The sequence below is a fragment of the Janthinobacterium aquaticum genome (assembly GCF_009208565.1).
In the GTDB taxonomy this organism is placed as follows: Bacteria; Pseudomonadota; Gammaproteobacteria; order Burkholderiales; family Burkholderiaceae_D; genus Janthinobacterium.
Window position 1 is genome coordinate 439,364 of sequence record NZ_WFLK01000003.1, and the last position, 18,719, is coordinate 458,082.

An 18,719-nucleotide genomic window follows, 5' to 3' on the forward strand; every position below is an offset into this window, starting at 1 on the left:
GTGCCCTACCCACAAGGTAACTCCATGCACTACGCACTCAATCTGCGCACCTTTATTTATAGCCATTATTTTTACTTGGGCCTGCGGGTGGCCATCGGCCTGGTCGGCCTGACTTTGCTGACGCTGGAAGTGAGCGACAGCAATACCGCCATGACGGTCGGTATCGGCGCCCTGTGTACCACGCTGATGGACATGCCCAGTCCGCTGCGCCACAAATTCAACGAGATGCTGGCCTCGGTGCTGCTGTGCAGTGCCGTTACCCTGCTGATCAGCCTGTGCGGCCAGGTGTATTGGCTGCTGATGACGGTGCTGGTGATTGTCAGCTTCCTGGCCAGCATGATGGTGGTATATGGCAAGAAATCGATGCCCCTGCAGCTGGCGGCGCTGTTCATCATGACCATGTCGATGGAGCACCAGATGACGTGGCAGCAGTCGTTTCACCATGCCGGCCTGTTCATGCTGGGCGGCCTGGCCTACCTGGCCTATGCGATGGCCATCGCCTGGGTCTTGCGCCACCGCATCAAGCAGCAGGTGCTGGCCGAAGCGCTGTTCGAGCTGGCCGCCTATATCGACATCAAGGCCGATTTTTACGATACCCGCCATAACCTGACCGAGCAGTTCAACAAGCTGGTGCGCCACCAGAGCATCCTGGCCGACCGCCAGCAGGCCTCGCGCGACCTGATTTTGCGCAGCCACAAGAACAGCAAGGACGCCATTGTGGTACAGGTGCACGTGTGCATGCTGGATCTGTACGAACTGATCCTGTCGACCCATACCGATTACGCGCTGCTGCGCCAGCATCTGATGGATTCGGACGTGCTCAGGTCGCTGCATGGCCTGGCGTACAAGGCGGCGCGCGATATCGAATCGGTGGCCTACGCCGTCACGCGCAAGCGCGCTTCGTATGCGCAGATCAGCTATGACGACGAGTGGCGCGAGATCGAAGCGGAAATCAGCCGCCTGCAAGCCCAGGGCGACAGCGCGCAGGAAGCGCTGGCCACGCTGCGCGCCCAGCGCAACAAGATTCGTGCGATCCTGAAAATGATCGCCGAGCTGCATCTGGCCAGCCAGAAAGTCTATGACAACGTGCCATTCTGGAGCGGCGCCGACATGGCGCCGTTCCTGTCACAGCAGAAGTACGAACTGAAAACCCTGCTGTCGAACCTGAAGCCCGATTCGCCGATCTTCCGCTTTGCGCTGCGCGTATCGATGGCCATTTCAGTCGGCCTGGCCATCGGCCACTGGCTGCCCTATACGGCGCACAGCTACTGGATCGTGCTGACCATCGTGATCATTCTGCGCCCGACCTTCAGCATGACGCGCCAGCGCCGCGCCGACCGCATCATCGGCACCCTGATCGGCTGCGTGGCCACCGCCATCGTGATCCGTTTCGTGCACAGCGAAATCGCGCTGATGGCGATCCTGTTCCTGTCGATCGTGGCCACGCCTACCTTTATTTACCTGCGCTACCGCTATACGGCAATTGCCGTCAGCCTGATGATTTTGCTGCAGATGCATCTGGTCGCACCCAGCAACCCGAACCTGGTCAGCGAACGCCTGATCGACACCCTGATCGGCGCGGCCGTGGCGACCGTGTTCAGTTTTGTGCTGGCCAACTGGGAGTACCAGAGCCTGCCACGGCTGATCCGCCAGGTGCTCAACGTCAACCTCGGCTATATGCAGGCAAGCTTTGAACTGCTGCAGGGCAAGTGCCAGGACGACTTTGCCTACCGCATCGAACGCAAGCGCCTGATGGACAGTCTGGCAGCATTGAGTTCGGCGCTGGTGCGCATGCTCGACGAGCCGGCCAGCAAGCAGCGTGCGGTGGAAGACATCAATCTGTTTATCGTGCAGAACTACCTGCTGGTGGCGCATGTGGCGGCGCTGCGCTCGATACTCGGGCGTCATGGCACCAGCCTGCCGGTCGAACCGGTCAATGCGCTGCTGGTGCAAAGCCATCGGCAGGTGGGCCTGACGCTGTCGCGCGCGCTCGACCAGATCGATCACAAGGCGGCCATCAGCGCGCCGCCCGCCACCGTGCCAGCGCCGCTCAGTCATGACACCAGCTGGCCCGGCTGGCCGCTGGTGCAGCGCCGCATCCGGTTGTTGCAAGCCGATGCCGACAAGATCGTGATCCATAGCGCGGCGATCGTGCATGTTGTCGCACCACGCCATTAAGCGGAGGTGATTCGACGTCATCAGGATGTCATAACTGGTGGCTATGATGCGGTGGTTTCTTTTCCAACCATTAATTCATAGTCAAGGTCCTTCATGCACGCATTTCCCCTGACCCGCCGCCTGCCGCTGGCGCTCGCCATCAGCACCGCCCTCACCCTGGCCGCCTGCGGCGGTTCTGATCACCAGGAAGAAGCGCTGGTCATTCCAGCCGCACCGGCAGACCAGGGTGCGCCCGACACGGCGCCCGTTTCCACCACCGCCATTGCCTTTGTCGACAATGTCGCCAGCAACCAGCGCGGTGACGCGCGCTACGCGACTGCCGCCACCAATGCCGGCGTGCGCGTGCTGATCGGCATGCTCGATATCTGGAAGCCATTGACCGAAATCGTCGACGCTGGCGTGACCGCGCCAGCCGTCGGCAATTTCCCGGCCGTGACGCAATCGGCCTGGACTGGCGTACCCAACGACGGCACGCCTAACGGCACCATCGTCAACGCCGCCGTGCACAAGGCCAATATCGATTACTCGATCAAGGTCACCAACAGCCGCACGCCGGCCCAGGAACTGGCCGCCTATCTGGACGACCGCCGCGGCAAGGGCTACAGCATTACCGACGGCATGGGTCCGCTGACGGACGCCTGGCGCAGCGCTGCGCGCCAGACCACTACCATTACGTCGATTGCCGCCGACGCCACCACCAAGAAGTATGAAGACGAAGGCAATAACACCGGCGTGGCCGGCAGTACCAACGCCGAGTTCGGCAATGTGGTGACGCTGGTCAACGCCATGGGCAATAACGGCTCGACCGAACCGGCCAAGCGCTTCTACAAATATGCACGTCCTTACCGCTGGAGCAGCGAAGTCGTGCTGGTGCCGGCGCTGGTGCCGGCAAAAAGCACGACCCCGGCCACCGACGGCGGCTTTACCAGCGGCCATACGGCAGAAGCCGTACGCGGCGCGCTGGGCATGGCCTACGCGCTGCCAGAGCGCTACCAGGAAATGGTCACGCGCGCGCTGGAACTGGGCGAGAACCGCATTCTCGCCGGCATGCATTCGCCGCTCGACGTGGTCAGCGGCCGCATCCAGGCGCAAGCCATCGTGGCCGCCAACCTGCTCGACGCGGAAACGGCCAAGATCAAGGCCGGCGCCGTTACCCAGGCGCACGCCACGCTGATGGCCAAGACCGGCACCACGGCCGACAATTTCTACGACTACGCGCATTCCGGTACCGCCGCCAACGACCGCTTTGCCGACTACGCCACTAACAAGGCCGCCTATATCCGCCGCATGACGTTCGGCTTTGCACCGATCGGTTCGACCACCGCGCCAGCCGTGGTACCGAAAGGCGCCGAAGTGCTGCTTGAAACGCGCCTGCCTTACCTGACTGAAGCGCAGCGCCGCGTGGTGCTGAAAACCACCGCCATGCCATCGGGCTATCCGATCATGGACGATGCTGAAGGCTGGGGCCGCCTGAACCTGTTTGCCGCGGCCGATGGCTACGGCGTCTTTACCGGCAATGTGGTGGTGGTGATGGATGCAGCCAAGGGAGGCTTTAATGCAGTCGACCGCTGGCGCAACGACATCAGCGGCGCCGGCAAGCTCAACAAACAAGGCACGGGCACCCTGAAACTGGGCGGCAACAACAGCTGGAGCGGCGGCACGCAAGTCGAAGCCGGCCGCCTGGAAGCCAATTCGGCCACCGCGTTCGGCAAGGGCGATGTGTATGTCAGCGGCGGCACCGTGGTCAGCAACGCCAGCGCCAGCCTGGCGGTGGCAGCCAAGTACACGCAACTGGCCACCGGCAACCTGGAATTGAAACTGGGCAGCGGCCAGGGCGGACGCCTGACGGTGGCCGGCCAGATGACGGTCGCCGGCGGCAGCCTGAAAGTAACATTCCAGAACGGCTACAAGCCGGCAGCCGGCGACACCCTCAACGTGATCGGCGCGGCCAGCTTCAAGGGCAAGTTCGACAGCATCACGGTAGACGGCTTCAAGGTGACGCCGACCTATACCGCGACCGGACTGCAGCTGCGCCTGGACGTGTGATAAATCGTAGGTCGGATTAGGTGGGGCCGCCGAGGCCCCGCAGGGGCCGTAATCCGACAACATTGTTGGCGCTGCAGGTGTTTGTCGGATTACGGCCTGCGGCCTAATCCGACCTACAGATACTGCTCGAACCAGCCGATGGTGCGCTGTTGCAAATCGCGCTGGTGTTCGGGCTTGCGGAAGGCGTGACCTTCGCCGTCGTAGATGAACAAGCTCGACGGCACGCCCATGGCGCGCAGGCCGTGCCAGAATTCCAGCGACTGGGCGGCCGGCGTTTCCACGTCGCGCTCACCGACATAGATCAGCGTGGGCGTGCTGGCCTGCTTGATCGACTCGATCGGCGAAGCCTTGCGATAGACCTCGGGATTGTCATAGGCCGAGGCGCCGAAGAACGGGATCATCCACTGATTGATGCCGTTCTGGCCGTAGTAGCTGATCCAGTTGGCTACGCCGGCGCCGGCCACGGCTGCCTTGAAGCGATTACTGTGCGTCACGCCCCACATCGTCATGTAGCCACCATACGAGTGGCCCATCAGGCCCAGGCGCTGGCCGTCGACCGGCGCCACTTTTTCTACCGCATCGACGCCAGCGAGGATGTCGCGCCAGTCGCCGCCGCCAAAGTCGGCCATATTGGCGCGCGTAAACGCCTGGCCCTGGCCGAAGCTGCCACGCGGGTTGGGCAGGAACACGAAATAGCCTTTTTGCGTCAGTTCGCGGATCAACGGGCTGGCCAGGTCGCCCGGTGCCACATAGCGCGGCGAGGCTGCAGCACCGGGGCCGCCATGCACGTTGACGATCATCGGATAGCGCTTGCCAGTCTCGACCTTCAACGGTCCCAGCAGCCAGCCTTGTACCTTGAAGGCATCGTTGGTCCAGCTCACATTCTGCACGCTCAATTGCGGTGCAAACTGGTCGTTATCATGGGTAATCTGTTTCAGCTGGCCAATCGAGCCGGCCACCAGATGCGGGGCATGGGTAAAATCTTCCTGCGCGGCAGCGACTTTGCGGCCATCGGCGCTGAACGACAGGCGCCCATCGGCAGCGCTGCTGCTGACCTGGCCCAGCGATATGAATGCCCCCATTGCGGGCCCGGTTTCGGGGTTGATTCCAATCAGCGCCAGTTCTGCACCAGCCAGCGCCGTCGCCGCCAGGCCAGTGCCACGCCAGAGCACGCCGTTGAAGGTAGCGCGATAACCGGGCGTCAGGTTGCGCGGCGTGCCGCCGGCCAACGGCACGGTATAAATATCGCCGCCAACCGAACCAAAGTCGCTCATCAGGCCGCCAATAAAGGCCACCGTCCTGCCGTCCGGCGAGACCGAAGGCAGATTCATCTGCATGGCCGGCGCGGCGATCACGCGCAGCGCACCGCTGGCCGCGTCCACATGGGTCAGCCTGGCGACCCACCAGTTGCTGTCGCCATTGCCTTCGGCGCTGGTGGCCACAAAACCACGGCCGTCAGGCGTCCAGTTGTATTCATAAACATAGGTATTGGCCGGCGACACCAGGCGCAGTTCGCCGCCCGTGGCCGGTACCACGCCGATGCGCTGGGCGTCGTCGTTGCTGCCCACTTCGCCAACCTGGCGCGCGCCCGCTTCCACGGCGCCGGCCAGCTTGCGCGCGCCGACCGTGGCCAGCAGCGCCACCTGCTTGCCGTCCGGCGACCAGCGCGCCGTGCTGGCGACGCCTTTCAAGCTCAGCAGTTCGCGGCTTCTGGCGCCAGCCAGCGTGCCGATATACAGGCTGGCCTTGCCAGCCTTGCCGTCATAGGCCACGAACGCCAGTTGCCGGCCATCGGGCGACCAGCTCGGCTTGTCGTAGGAGCACACGGCACAGGGATCGAACTTCTGCACGATGGCACCACTGTCGGCATCGCGCACCACGATGGCCGCATGCGGGCGCTGCACCAGGCCGCCAGGATTGGCCGATTCGATGGCCACGATGCGCTGGCCATCGGCCGACAAGACCACCGCGCGATAATCATGCAAGGCCAGCGGTGCGGCGTGCGCCACCGTCCCCATCAACAAGCTTGCCAGCACGAAGCTGCCACCCAATTCAGTTATCTTCATCGTGTAAATTCCAGTCAAGGCTAAAAAAAACCGCCGGCAAGCGCGGCGGTTCTGGTCATGCGATATAGGCACTTACTGCTTGCCCAGATGGGAATTGCGCATGCTGTACAGGAAGTAAATGGCCACCGTCACCGCCATCCAGATACTGAACACCACAAAGGTCGTATGCGGCAAGTCGCGCATGATATACAGGCAGGCCATCACGCTCAGGCCAGGGATCACATACGGGCCAAATGGTACGCTGAATCCCTCGATGCGGTTGCTGCCCTGTTTGCGGCGCAACACCGGCACCGCAATCGACACCACCATAAAGGCCGTCAGCGTACCGATGCTGACCATATCCCACAGGTAAGTCGCGTCGACCGAGCCGGCCACCAGCGCCACCACCAGGCAGACGATCAGGGTATTGCTGACCGGCACCAAGGTGCGCGGATGCACGTTCTGGAACGCCTTGGGGATCAGGCCGTCGCGGCTGATGGCAAACAGGATGCGGGTCTGCCCGTAGATTGTGACCAGCGTTACGCTGAACACGGAAATGACAGCGCCGGCCGACAGCACCAGCGCCGGCCAGGCCTGACCCGTCACATTTTGCAGGATCACCGCCAGACCGGCCTCCTGACCTTCAAACAGCTTCGCTTGCTGTGCACCGAGCGCGGCGACGGCCACCAGCAGATAAAACACGGTCACGATCAGCAAGGCACTGAGGATGCCGCGCGGCACATTGCGGCGGGGATTTTTCACCTCGTCGCCGGCCGTGGCCACCGTATCGAGACCGATAAAGGAGAAAAACACCGTACCGGCCGCAGCGGTCACACCCGTCATGCCGGCAAAGCCCTTGCTGTTGTCGGTATTGAAGAAGGGGAAGAAATTGTCGGCATTGAAACCGGAAAACGCAATCACGATAAAAAACACCAGAATCGCCAGCTTGATAATCACCATGATGGCGTTCATCAGCGCCGACTCCTTGGCGCCGCGCAGCAGCAGCAAACAGCACATGCCGATCAGCAGAATCGGTGGCAGGTTGATATGGCCGGCATGGAACTCCATGCCATGCGGCCCGGACACGATCATCGGCGTGCGCAGCATCTCGGGTATATGCCAGCCAAAAGCGTTTTCCAGGAAATTGTTCAGATAGGACGACCAGCCGATCGCCACTGCACTGCCGGCCAGCCCATATTCAAGCAACAGGCAGGCCGCCATGATAAAGGCCAAAAACTCACCCACGGTGGCGTAGGCAAACGAATAGGAAGAACCTGAGGCGGGAATGCGAAACGACAGCTCGGCGTAGCACAGCGCCGTCAGGCCGGCCGTCACGGCGGCAATCAGGAACGACAGAATGACCGATGGTCCGGCCTTGGGCACCGCTTCGACCATGGTAAAGAAAATGCCCGTACCGACGGTAGCGCCCACGCCGATCATGGTCAGCGAAAACAGGCCGATGGAACGGCTGAGGCCGCTGCTGCTAAGGCCTTCACCATGTTCGACCGTGGTATCGATCGGCTTGGTGCGGCATAGTTTCTGGACCAGGGTTTGGCTCACTAGAAATCCTTTAGGAAGACATCAGACGAAAAACGGCTGCATTCCAGGCAGGGTAAACCTGGAAAACTGCAGCCATTTTCAAAACCAAGAGATTATAGGGCTTTCGCTGAACCTGACCAGCAGAACTTTGATGCAGGGATACAACGGCTATCCGCAGAATTTTTTCGCAAAAAAAGCGCGCATCTGGTTGCAGCATGCGCGCCTTGTACAAACCTGGATCTCTGACCAGACTTATGCCAGCTCGGCAATCAGTTCGATTTCCACGCAGGCGCCCAGCGGGATCTGCGCCACGCCGAAGGCCGAACGGGCATGCTTGCCGCTGTCGCCAAACACTTCAACGAACAGTTCCGAAGCACCATTGGTGACCAGATGCTGCTCGGTAAAGTCGGGCGTGGAGTTGACCAGGCTCATCACTTTCACGATGCGCTTGACCTTGTTCAGGTCGCCGCCGCAGGCGTCCTGCAAAGTGGCGATCAGTTCGATGGCGATGCCGCGCGCCGCGATCTTGCCTTCTTCGGTGGTGGTGTCCTTGCCCAGTTGACCAACCCAGACCTTGCCGTCCTTCTTGGCCAGGTGGCCCGACAGGAACACGGTATTGCCGGTGCGCGCATGCATGACATAGGCGGCAGCTGGCGCTGCGACCACCGGCAGTTCGATATTGAGGGCTTTGAGCTTTTCGTAAAACGACATGGGAATCTCCAAAAAAGTAAATGGCAGGACGAAGGCAGCCTCGCCGATAACACGCCATCATATGGCAGAACGGCCAGTTTTAGTTCACGAATGACTGGCCTTATTTAGTTAAAATTCAGACAAAAATGCGGTATTTCCAGCTGCAGCCGCTGCAAAAAGGCGGCATCGTGCGACACCACCAGCAAAGCGCCCCGGTACTGCGCCAGCATGCGTTCGAGCGCCTGCACGCTGGCCAGATCCAGATGATTGTCGGGCTCGTCCAGCAACAGCAGCTGGGGCGGCGCATCCGCATACAGCAAGGCCGCCAGCGCCACCTTCATGCGCTCGCCGCCGCTGAGCAGGCTGCTGGCCACGGTGGCGCGCGCGCCGGCAATACCCAACAGCGCCAGTCGCGTGCGCAGCTGGCCCTCGTTCAGGCTGCGATTGTGCTGTTGCAGCCGCTCAAGGGCGTTCAGCTCGCCCTGCTCTGACGCTGCATGCTGGTCCAGCCAGCCCAGGCGGGCATCGCAACGCATTTGGCCGCTGCGCGCTGCCAGTTGGCCGGCGATTACCCGCAGCAAGGTCGACTTGCCGCTGCCGTTGTCGCCCGTCAGCGCCAGGCGGCGCGGTCCGCTGATGACCAGGTTGATCGGTGTGGTGTCGCCGTGGGGCAGCACCAGATCCTGCAACTCGAGCAGCAATTTGCCGTTGGGTACCACGCTGTCCGGCGCCAGCAGCAGGCGTTCACTATCGGGCGCGCAGCGCGCGGCAAGTTCCTGCACGCGCTGCTGGCGTTCCTGCTGCACTGCCTGGGCACGCAGGCGCAGCTTGCCCTGTCTGTCCTGGCTGCTTTCCTTGCGCGCATCGAGCAGCAGCTTGCTCTGATTGCTGTTGCGTCCGTCGCGCTCGCCACGCGCCACGTGCCGCTGCTGGCGCTCAGCATGCTGCTGCGCTTCGCGTTCCATGCGCCGCGCACTGGCCTTTTCCGACTGCAAGGTCGATTGCAGCGCAGCGTGCTCACGGGCCCGCGCCTGGACATAGAAATCATGATTGCCGCCATAGCTGCGCAGACCATGGCCAGAGAGTTCGACAATTTCATCGACATGGGCCAGCAGGCTGCGGTCATGGCTGACCATCAGCACGCCACGCGGCCAGGCCTGCAATTGCGCGATCAAGCGGGCGCGCTGGCCGGCGTCGAGGTGATTGCTCGGTTCGTCCAGGATCAGCCAGTCGGCCTGCGACAGCCAGGCGCCCTGCAAGGCGATGCGCTGGCGCTCGCCGCCGCTCAGGCTGGCCGTGGGCGTATCAAGCGTCAGATGGCCCAGGCCCAGATCGCACAAGGCCTGCTGCAGGCGGTCGGCGGCATCCCAGCGTTCGCCTGCCAGCGCATAGTCGGCTTCATCGAGCGAGCCATCGGCAATACGCTGCAGGGCTGCCAGCACCGGCGCTGCGCCGGCCAGGTCGGCCACGGTGGGGAAGCTGGCAGGCTCAAACTCCTGCGGCACGTAATGCAGGCAACCGCTGCGGCGCACGGCCCCTCGCGCAGGCAGTTGCTGGCCAGCGATCAGGCGCGCCAGCACGCTCTTGCCCACACCATTGTCGCCAAGCAGGCCGACGCGGTGTGGGGCAAATGAATAATGCAGGTCTTGAAACAGCGTGCTGCCATCAGGCAGCACATGGGACAGATGGTCGAGTTGCAACAGGGATTGCAATGGTGCAGGCATGGATACTCCTTGGGCAAGGCTGGCGAACCCGCAAAGGCGGGATGGGCTGGGCCGTGCACAAGCACGGCAGTATCAATGGCGCATGTCGAAATGTCCTGAAAGATGGCAGTCAAGCCGCAGTTTAGCAGAAGATGGCGCTTTTTATCGCTGGCCCGACGTGGTCGTGTCAAACAGATCCTTGTACTGACGCGGCTGCGAGCGCCAGTATTGCGGCGGCGCCTGCACCTGCGCGCCGAGCCTGGCAGCTGCATGCCAGGGCCAGCGTGGATCGAACAGCATCGCGCGCGCCAGCGCCACCATATCGGACTGGCCGCTGGTCACAATATCGTCGGCCTGATGCGCATCGGTAATCAAACCGACGCTGATGGTCGGCAGGCCCGTTTCCTGTTTGATGCGCTTGGCAAAGCCCACCTGATAGCCGGGGCTGAGTGGAATCTTTTGCTGCGGCGACAGGCCACCACTCGACACGTGGATAAAGTTGCAGCCCAGGCGCGCCAGCGCTTTGGCAAAGCGCACGCTTTGCACGATCTCCCAACCGCCGTTTACCCAGTCGGTGGCGGAAATACGCACGCCCACCGCCATGCTCTCTGGCACGGCAGCGCGCACCGCCTCGAACACTTCGAGCGGAAAGCGCATGCGGTTTTCCAGGCTGCCGCCATATTGATCGGTGCGCCGGTTCGACAGCGGTGAAAGAAACTGATGCAGCAGATAACCGTGCGCCGCATGCAGCTCGATGCCGTCGATGCCCAACGCATTAACGCGCTGGGCGGCGGCCACGAAAGCGCCTTTGATCTGCAGCATACCCACGTCGTCCAGCGCCAGCGGCACCGTTTCGCCGGGCGCATGCGGGATGGCCGACGGCGCCACCGTCTGCCAGCCGCCTTCGTCCAGATGCACGCAATCGCCGCCTTGCCAAGGCGCGCGGCTCGACGCCTTGCGGCCCGCATGGCCCAGCTGCACCACCAGCGGGATCGGCGCATGGCGGCGAATCGCTTGCACTACCTTGCCCAGCGCATCCTGGTTTTCCTGCGACCAGATACCGAGATCCTGCGCCGAAATACGCCCTTCCGGCGAGACGGCCGTGGCCTCCGTCATCAACAGGCCGGCGCCGGACAGCGCCAACTGGCCCAGATGGATCATGTGCCAATCGGTGGCGTTGCCGTTGTCGGCAGAATACTGGCACATCGGTGCAACCACGATGCGGTTCGGTATCGTCAAGGGTCCAAACGTGTAAGGCGTAAACAGCTGGCTGCGCATGACATGCTCCGGGAAAAAGGAACGACAATTTTACTGCGGCTGGCCATTTCTTGGATTACACCTGCTTACGTTTGATACAGCGCAACATCTAGCTTGGTTGCAGCGATACCGCTAATCTGGACACATCATCAACAAGACATTGTTCTTCAGGAGAGCCACATGAATGCAACGACTACCCCAACTTCGCGCATCCACCCTTTGATGGCTGGCGCTGCCATTTCCGTCACGGTCCTGTGCCTGGTAGGCGCAGCTTCAATTGCCGGCATCCTGCCGAACTCGCGCGGCGCCAATGCGCCGGTGACGGCAACTGACCTGGCGGCAGCGCAAGCGCCAGTGCCACTGGCAGCACCGCTTGCTGCACCGCTTGCTGCTCCAGTAGCGGCGCCCTTGCCGGTCGCCGCTCCCGTGGTGACCCAGGCTGCGCCAGCTCCAGCGCCGGTGGTGCACAAACGCGTCGTCCATCACACCCAGGTAGCGCAGGCACGTCCGGCCTACCGCGATGATGACTATGCCTACCGCGAGCCGGTACGCCAGCAGGCGCCTGCACCTGCGCAGCCCAACTATGTCGGTATCGGCACCGGTGCAGTGATCGGCGGCCTGATCGGTAATCAGGTTGGCGGCGGCCGCGGCAAGGCCCTCGCTACCGTGGCCGGCGTGATCGGCGGCGGCATGCTGGGTAATGCAGTGCAGAACCAGGTGCAGCAGCCGCAGCGTTAAGGTCGGGTGTTGTCGGATTACGCGCTTGCGCGCTAATCCGACCTACATGATCGTAGTGTTGTCGGATTACGGCCTTGCGGCCTAATCCGACCTACGATCGCGTAGGTCGGATTAGCCCCCCGGAGGGGGGCGTAATCCGACAATATTGTTGGCGTGAGCGGTATAGCGACGTAATCCGACAACCTGTTCAGTCATACGCCCCCAAAAAATCCATCTTCCCCACCACCACCCCAGTGTTACGCAAAATGGCGTGGATCATCGACAGATGGAAGTAGAAGTTCGGCAGCGCAAAGGTCAGCAGATAGTCGTCGCCGTTGAAAGTCTTGCCTTCGTCGGTCCAGTTCAGCACGATCTGGCGCTGGGCGCTGCCGGCCATCTGGCCGGCGTTCACGCCGTCGATCCAGGCAATGGTATCGGCCAGGCGCTGCTGCAGCTGCTCGAACGAGGTTTCATTGTCTTCAAATTTTGGGGCCGGCAGGTCGGACAGGCGCGCCACCGACAGTTTGGAGGTATCGCTCAGGCGCTGCACCTGCGACTTCAGATCGAGCATATCGGGCGCCAGTTGCGCACCCAGCAAAATCTCGGGCACGATGCCGCCTTCTTCGACATGCGCCTGGGCTTTTTGCAGCAAGCTGGCAGCGACGCGCAAACCGCGCACAAAGACGGGAATAGTAGCCTGGTACATCGATACGGACATGGCGAACTCCTGAAATAATCGAGCAGCCAGTGTACGCCAGCCAGTGCAAAGGCGTGCGCACACCGTGCGGCCCTATTACGCCACGCGCACCACCATCAGGCCGGCGCGCAAGCCCACCCGCACATCGGGGTTGGGAAACACCACCAGCTCTTCCGCGTTCTGTACCGTATAGACATGTTCGCCATCGCGCGCAATCTCGGCGCCTTGCGCCAGGGCCGTGAAGTTCTGCGTGCTGCGATCAAAACCCATCGTGAAAGCATCACTGTGCTTGATGATTTCCTGCGCCACCTTGAACACATGCGGCGCGCTGGCCACGTGCGGGCCAACCTGGCCGCGCAGCAGCGCGTCCAACGCGCGCGCCACCTCGTCAAACAGCGACAGATCATTTTGCCCCAGCGTGCCAACGCGCCCCAGTTCCACCGTGCTGGCGGCCGCACCGAAATGTTCCGCCGAATAATAGCTGTAGGTACCGGCCGACTGCGGGTTCATCACAATGGCGCCGATGGCGGCCTGGCCCAGCCAGCCGATCAGCGCCGCCTTGGCCGCATCGGGCACAAGGTCGGGCACGATGGCAAAGGTCGGGTACACCGAGGGACGAATCGCCGTGTGCAGGTCCAGATGCCAGCGCTCGCGGCCAGCCTGGTTGAAAAAGTCGCGCGTGGCGGCGATCATGTCGTCGGCGCGTGCGCTTTCTGCCGCCTGCGCCAGCGAACCGCGCACGGGACGGAACATGCGATTGAGATCGGCGTCGATAAAGCGCTTGCCGGCGCGAATCGCATCGATATTGCCCACGCAGACGAGCAGATCGACCGCCAGCGCGCCAGCGTCGTGCGACAGCGCGTCAAGCACCTGGGCCAGCATTTCTATCGGCCCGGTCTCGTCGCCATGCACGCCAACCGACACTACCACGGCCGGCCGGCCTTCAGCGCCAGGCCGGCACACCTGCAGCATGCCCGGCGCCGGCAATGCCACCGCATGGTCGGCAGCGGCAAACAGCGCCGCTACTTCGCCAAAGTCGGCGTTGGCCAGCGCCTGCACTGCCGGTGACAGGCTGCCCGCCATCACGCAGCCGCCTGCGCCGTGACCTTCGCGGCCGCTTCCGACAGCGTCCAGACGTCCAGCATGGCCTGTTCCAGTTCGGTCGCCGCAGCGTAGGCTGGCAGGCCCAGCGCCGCGGTCACTTCAGTCACGGCGGCGCTGGCCGGTACGTCCTGGGCAGCGCGCGCCAGCACCAGCGCCAGCAAACGCTGCTGGCTGCGGCCAAGCGCCTGCTGTGCAAAGTTGCGCAGCTGCTCCTGGGCGCGGCTTTGCGCCGGCAGGCGCAGGCCGCGTTCCAGCGTATCGATGCCAGCCTGGTTGCGCAGGGCCATGCCGACCTGCAGGAACGCCGCCAGATTCATCGCTGCCGGGCGCTGTACCGACAAGGCCGGGAACAGGAAACCAGCCACCACATCGAGCGCACCGACCGCCTCCCATGCCTGCGCAAAGGCCGGGCTCAGGCCCGCTGTCTGCGCTGCGTCCGACTGCACGCCCACCGCGTTGAACAGTGCGCGGCGCGATTCGGCGCCGAACAGTTGCTTCAGCTCGGCCAGGCCGGCGCCGTCAGCCTGTTCGCCAGGCACCGACAGCACGCCGGCGATCATGGTTTTTTGCAGCGCGCGCGTTTGCGCATCGACCTTGATCGACACTTCGCGCGGTACGGCCAGCGCTTCGGCGTCGAGCGCATCGAATACCGGCGCCAGGTTCAACGCCACCCAGGCCTGGCCCCAGGCCAGGATCACATCGGACTCGGATACGCTGTATTCGCTGGCCAGTTCGCGCAGCATCAGCGGGCCGCAGCGGTTGACCGCTTCATTGGCCAGCACGGTGGCCAGAATGGCGTTGGCCAGCGGATGGTCGAGCGCCGAACGGGTAGCGACCAGCAGCGACGGGAAGTAGGGCTTGAGCACCGGCTCGGCCCAGCTCTCGGTCGTCAATGGCAGCGTCGCCAGGATGCGCTTGTAGCGGTTCTTCACATTGGCAATCACCACCGCAAGTTCCGGCGTGGTCAAGCCGCGGCCATCGTGCTTGCGACGCGCCAGTTCGGCCACCGTCGGCAGTTGTTCCAGGTCGCGCGACAGGGCGCCCTCTTCTTCCAGGCTGGCGATCAGTGCGGCGTAGCCGTCCTGCACCGCGCTGTCGGCTTGCGCCTGCAGTTCGCGCACCAGCAAACGCGTTTGCTGGGTGTTGTCGCGCAAGACCAGGCGCTCGACATCGTCGGTCATCGCATACAGTTCTCGGTTGCGCTCTTCTTCGGACAGCTTGCCGGCATTGACTTCCACGTCCAGCCAGATTTTCACGTTCACTTCATGGTCGGAGCAGTCGACGCCCGCCGAATTGTCGATCGCATCGGTAAAGATGCGACCGCCAGCGAGCGCAAACTCGATGCGGCCCGCTTGCGTGGCGCCCAGGTTGCCGCCCTCGGCCACCACTTTTACGCGCAGCTCGTTGCCGTTGACGCGGATATGGTCGTTGGCGCGGTCTTTCACCTGCGCGTGGGTTTCGGTCGAGGCCTTGATATAGGTGCCGATGCCGCCGTTATAAAACAGGTCGACCGGGGATTTGAGGATGCGGTGCATCAGCTCTTCCGGCGGCAGCGACGTCTCGGCAATATCGAGCACCTCGCGGATCTGCGGCGACAGTTCGATGCTGCGGCTCGAGCGCGGATAGACGCCACCGCCAGCCGAGATCAGCGACTTGTCATAGTCTTCCCACGAAGAGCGCGGCAGCGCAAACATGCGGGCGCGCTCGTCGAATGACACCGCTACGTCCGGGGTCGGGTCGAGGAAGATATGGCGATGGTCGAACGCTGCCACCAGTTTGAGCTGGCGCGACAGCAGCACGCCGTTGCCGAACACGTCGCCCGACATGTCGCCCACGCCCACCATGGTGACCGGCGTATTGTTCCAGTCGTGGTCCATTTCATAGAAGTGGCGCTTGACCGCTTCAAACGCGCCCTTGGCAGTAATGCCCAGCTTTTTATGGTCGTAGCCGTTCGAGCCGCCCGACGCAAATGCGTCACCGAGCCAGAAGCCGCGCTGCACGGCGATGCCGTTGGCGATATCGGAGAAAGTCGCTGTGCCCTTGTCGGCCGCCACCACCAGGTACGGGTCGGCGTCGTCGTAGCACACGGTATCGACCGGCGGTACGATATTGCCCAGCGAGCGGTTGTCGGTCACTTCCAGCAGGCTGGAAATAAACAGGCGATACACGGCTTCGCCTTCGGCCGCAATCACTTCGCGCGGTGCGTCTTTCGGCATCTGCTTGCAGACAAAACCGCCCTTGGCGCCGGCCGGCACGATCACCGCGTTTTTCACCATCTGCGCCTTGACCAGGCCCAGCACTTCGGTGCGGTAGTCTTCCATGCGGTCGGACCAGCGCAGGCCGCCACGCGCGACCGGGCCGCCACGCAGGTGCACGCCTTCAAAGCGGCGCGAGAACACGAAAATTTCACGGTAAGGACGCGGCTCGGGCACCAGCGCCAGCTTGCTGGTATCGAACTTGAAGATGATCTTGTCGCCCGCCTGGCCGTTCTGGAAGTAGCTGGTGCGCAGGGTAGCCGTCATCAGGTCGGCCAGCGCGGCCAGGATCGCTTCGGTATCGGCATGGTTGACCGACGCCAGGCCGGCCTTGACGGCGGCAATCGCGTCCAGCGCAGCAGCATGCTGCTCATCGGACAGCGATGGATCAAAACGCTGCAGGAAAGCGTCGACCAGCGCCTTGACCAGTGCCGGCTGGCGGCGCAGGCTTTCGGCGATATAGCGCACCGAAAAACTGCTGCCGGCCTGGCGCCAGTAGCTGGTGTAGGCGCGCACCAGTTGTACCTGGCGCGTCGACAGGCCGCCTTCGATGACAAGGCCATTCAGGCGGCCGTCTTCGACCGTGTCGTTGAACAGCGCGGCAAACAGTTCTTCAGCCACTGTCACCACTGCCGGCTGCGCCAGCTTGGCGGCGCTGTCGGCGTCGACCGTCAGGCTGGTGACGAAATAACGCGTACCGTCGGCAGCGGAAATCGAATACGCCTGTTCGCGGTCGATTGCCACGCCGGCATTGTGCAGCGCCGGCAGGATGGTCGACAGCGACGGCACGCGGTTGGCCGAATACAGGCGGATGGTGGTGACGGCGCCGGTTTCGATGCGCACGGCGACATGCGCCGGATCGGTATTGCGCAAGATGGCGTCGAGGTCGCGGAAAGCCACCGCCGGTGCGGTCGCGGCCACGTAGTCGAGCGGCAGCGTCGCGCACAGCTTGCGCAGGCTGGCGCGCAGCGCCACGTCGGGCACGGCGTCGGCCACGGCGGCAAAGCCGTTGTGCCAGCCATCGAGCACGCCCAGCAGCGGCTGTTCGATATCGGTTTCCAGGTCGAGCGGATAGCGCGCCGCATGGGCGATCAGATACACGCGCGCCAGCGGACCGTCGGCCACCAGCGTCTGCATGCTGACATGGGTCGCGCCGGAGCTGTTTTTCAGCGCCTTGGCCAGGCTCGAGGCCACGCTGGCGCTGTAGCGCTCGCGCGGCAGGTAGACCAGTACATTCAGGTGGCGCGCATAGACGTCGCGGCGCGCAAAGACCTTGGTGCGCGGCTGCTTGTACAGCGACACCACGGCGCCGCAGACCTGCGCCAGCCAGTCGATATCGGCTTCCAGCGCTTCGGTACGCGGCAAGGATTCGAGGATTTCACGGAATTTCTCGGCGCGGAAGCCCTGCTGGCGCACGCCGGCCAGGCTCAGCACCTGGGTCACGCGACCGCGTGCAAACGGCAGCGCCGTCAGCGGCGTGGCATTGCCGGCGCGCGTAAACAGGCCGACAAAGCAATGCTCGCCGAGGATCGCGCCTTGCGCGTCGGTGTCGCGCACGCCGATAAAGTCCAGCTGCTGGTCGCGGTGCAGGGTGCCGGCCACGTCGGCCTTGACGATCGACAGTGCAGAGGCGCGTTTGGCCAGCGTGTCAAAGTCGCCGGGGATATTGGCCAGGCAGGTGCCATAGACCGGATGGGCGGTGTCCTGCAGCACGCCGATGCGGCTGCCGATATCGCGTTCCAGTTCGCGCACGCCCGGCTTGACGCGGTAATAGGCATAGCCGAAGACTTCAAAGCCGCCGTTGCGTGCCCACTCCAGGAAAGCCGCCACTTCCGGGCCTTCTTCGCCCTGGGTATTTGCTGCCACGGCCGACAGGCGCTCGCCCATGGCGGCGCTGTCGCGGCGCACCACGGACGCATCGCGCGCCACCATCTCCAGCGCCGCCACCAGCGCGCCTTGCGCGTCCGGCGTCAGTTCTTCATCGAGCAGCACCAGCACATACGATTCGAGCGGATCACCGGGCTGGCGCACGGCCGCCACGCTGCCGTCGGCAGCGCGGCGCACCGGCAGCACGGTATTCATCACGCCGCGCACGGCCAGGTGCTGGCGGCGCATGGCCATCACGATGGAGTCGACCAGGTAAGGCATGTCCTGGTTCAGTATCAGCAAGGCCGTCGCCATGCCGCCACGACCGTCTGCATAGCGCAGGGCGGCGATCTGGCAGCCGTCGCCTGTGCGGGTGGAGGCCTGCGCAAAGCTGCCGGCCAGCACCGGCGCCAGGGTGTCGGGCGCGATATCGGCCAGGTCTTCGGCGTCGAGCGAGTCGAGCCAGGCCTGTACCAGTTCAGTCACTGGCGCGGCGGCCAGGTCACGAACCAGTTCGAGCGTCTGCATGCGGTGATCTTGTGGCGTTTGATTCATCTTGCATCTCCATGATGGTGTCTATGTGCTTGAGCGGGCACACCGGCTTGTGGCTGGCGTTGACGCT

General features: G+C 63.4%; 11 protein-coding genes. 3 read left to right on the forward strand and 8 right to left on the reverse strand.

Features of this window, described 5'->3' with window-relative positions; genetic code table 11:
- Positions 1-24 precede the first annotated feature (24 nt).
- Together GCM43_RS07520 and GCM43_RS07525 are read left to right on the forward strand one after the other, a co-directional pair.
- Positions 25-2,178, forward strand: coding sequence for an FUSC family protein (locus tag GCM43_RS07520; protein ID WP_152242884.1), 2,154 nt, complete (start codon positions 25-27; stop codon positions 2,176-2,178).
- Positions 2,179-2,271: 93 nt separating this feature from the next.
- Positions 2,272-4,224: a phosphatase PAP2 family protein gene (locus GCM43_RS07525; RefSeq protein ID WP_152242885.1), complete on the forward strand. Its 1,953-nt coding sequence runs from the start codon at positions 2,272-2,274 to the stop codon at positions 4,222-4,224.
- A 113-nt stretch (positions 4,225-4,337) separates the two neighbouring features.
- Here GCM43_RS07525 and GCM43_RS07530 read toward each other — a convergent pair whose 3' ends face one another.
- The 5 genes from GCM43_RS07530 to GCM43_RS07555 all read right to left on the reverse strand — a co-directional run bounded on the left by GCM43_RS07530 (position 4,338) and on the right by GCM43_RS07555 (position 11,479).
- Positions 4,338-6,290 carry a S9 family peptidase gene (locus tag GCM43_RS07530; RefSeq protein ID WP_152242886.1) on the reverse strand — a complete coding sequence of 651 codons (1,953 nt, stop codon included), beginning with the start codon at positions 6,288-6,290 and terminating at the stop codon, positions 4,338-4,340.
- 72 nt (positions 6,291-6,362) lie between these two features.
- Complete coding sequence (locus GCM43_RS07535; RefSeq protein WP_152242887.1) at positions 6,363-7,829, reverse strand: amino acid permease; 1,467 nt, start codon at positions 7,827-7,829, stop codon at positions 6,363-6,365.
- A 231-nt stretch (positions 7,830-8,060) separates the two neighbouring features.
- Positions 8,061-8,519, reverse strand: a complete 459-nt coding sequence (locus tag GCM43_RS07545; protein WP_152242889.1) for a RidA family protein — start codon at positions 8,517-8,519, stop codon at positions 8,061-8,063.
- A 104-nt stretch (positions 8,520-8,623) separates the two neighbouring features.
- On the reverse strand, positions 8,624-10,222 hold the full coding sequence (locus tag GCM43_RS07550) for an ATP-binding cassette domain-containing protein (protein WP_152242890.1): 1,599 nt from the start codon (positions 10,220-10,222) through the stop codon (positions 8,624-8,626).
- A gap of 141 nt (positions 10,223-10,363) precedes the next feature.
- Entirely contained in the window at positions 10,364-11,479 is a 1,116-nt protein-coding gene (locus GCM43_RS07555) for an NADH:flavin oxidoreductase/NADH oxidase (protein ID WP_152242891.1), read from the reverse strand.
- A 159-nt stretch (positions 11,480-11,638) separates the two neighbouring features.
- On the opposite strand from GCM43_RS07555, the gene GCM43_RS07560 reads away from it, so the two are divergent.
- A complete protein-coding gene (locus GCM43_RS07560) occupies positions 11,639-12,196 on the forward strand; it encodes a glycine zipper 2TM domain-containing protein (protein WP_152242892.1) in 558 nt (185 codons plus the stop codon).
- 187 nt (positions 12,197-12,383) lie between these two features.
- Here the strand turns inward: GCM43_RS07560 and GCM43_RS07565 are convergent, their stop codons facing one another.
- The 3 genes from GCM43_RS07565 to GCM43_RS07575 all read right to left on the reverse strand — a co-directional run bounded on the left by GCM43_RS07565 (position 12,384) and on the right by GCM43_RS07575 (position 18,652).
- A complete protein-coding gene (locus GCM43_RS07565; protein WP_152242893.1) occupies positions 12,384-12,893 on the reverse strand; it encodes a DUF1993 domain-containing protein in 510 nt (169 codons plus the stop codon).
- 75 nt (positions 12,894-12,968) lie between these two features.
- Positions 12,969-13,955 carry a succinylglutamate desuccinylase gene (locus GCM43_RS07570; protein WP_152242894.1) on the reverse strand — a complete coding sequence of 329 codons (987 nt, stop codon included), beginning with the start codon at positions 13,953-13,955 and terminating at the stop codon, positions 12,969-12,971.
- Positions 13,955-18,652, reverse strand: coding sequence for an NAD-glutamate dehydrogenase domain-containing protein (locus GCM43_RS07575; protein ID WP_152242895.1), 4,698 nt, complete (start codon positions 18,650-18,652; stop codon positions 13,955-13,957). Before GCM43_RS07575 ends, GCM43_RS07570 begins: the two co-directional genes overlap by 1 nt.
- Positions 18,653-18,719: the final 67 nt, after the last annotated feature.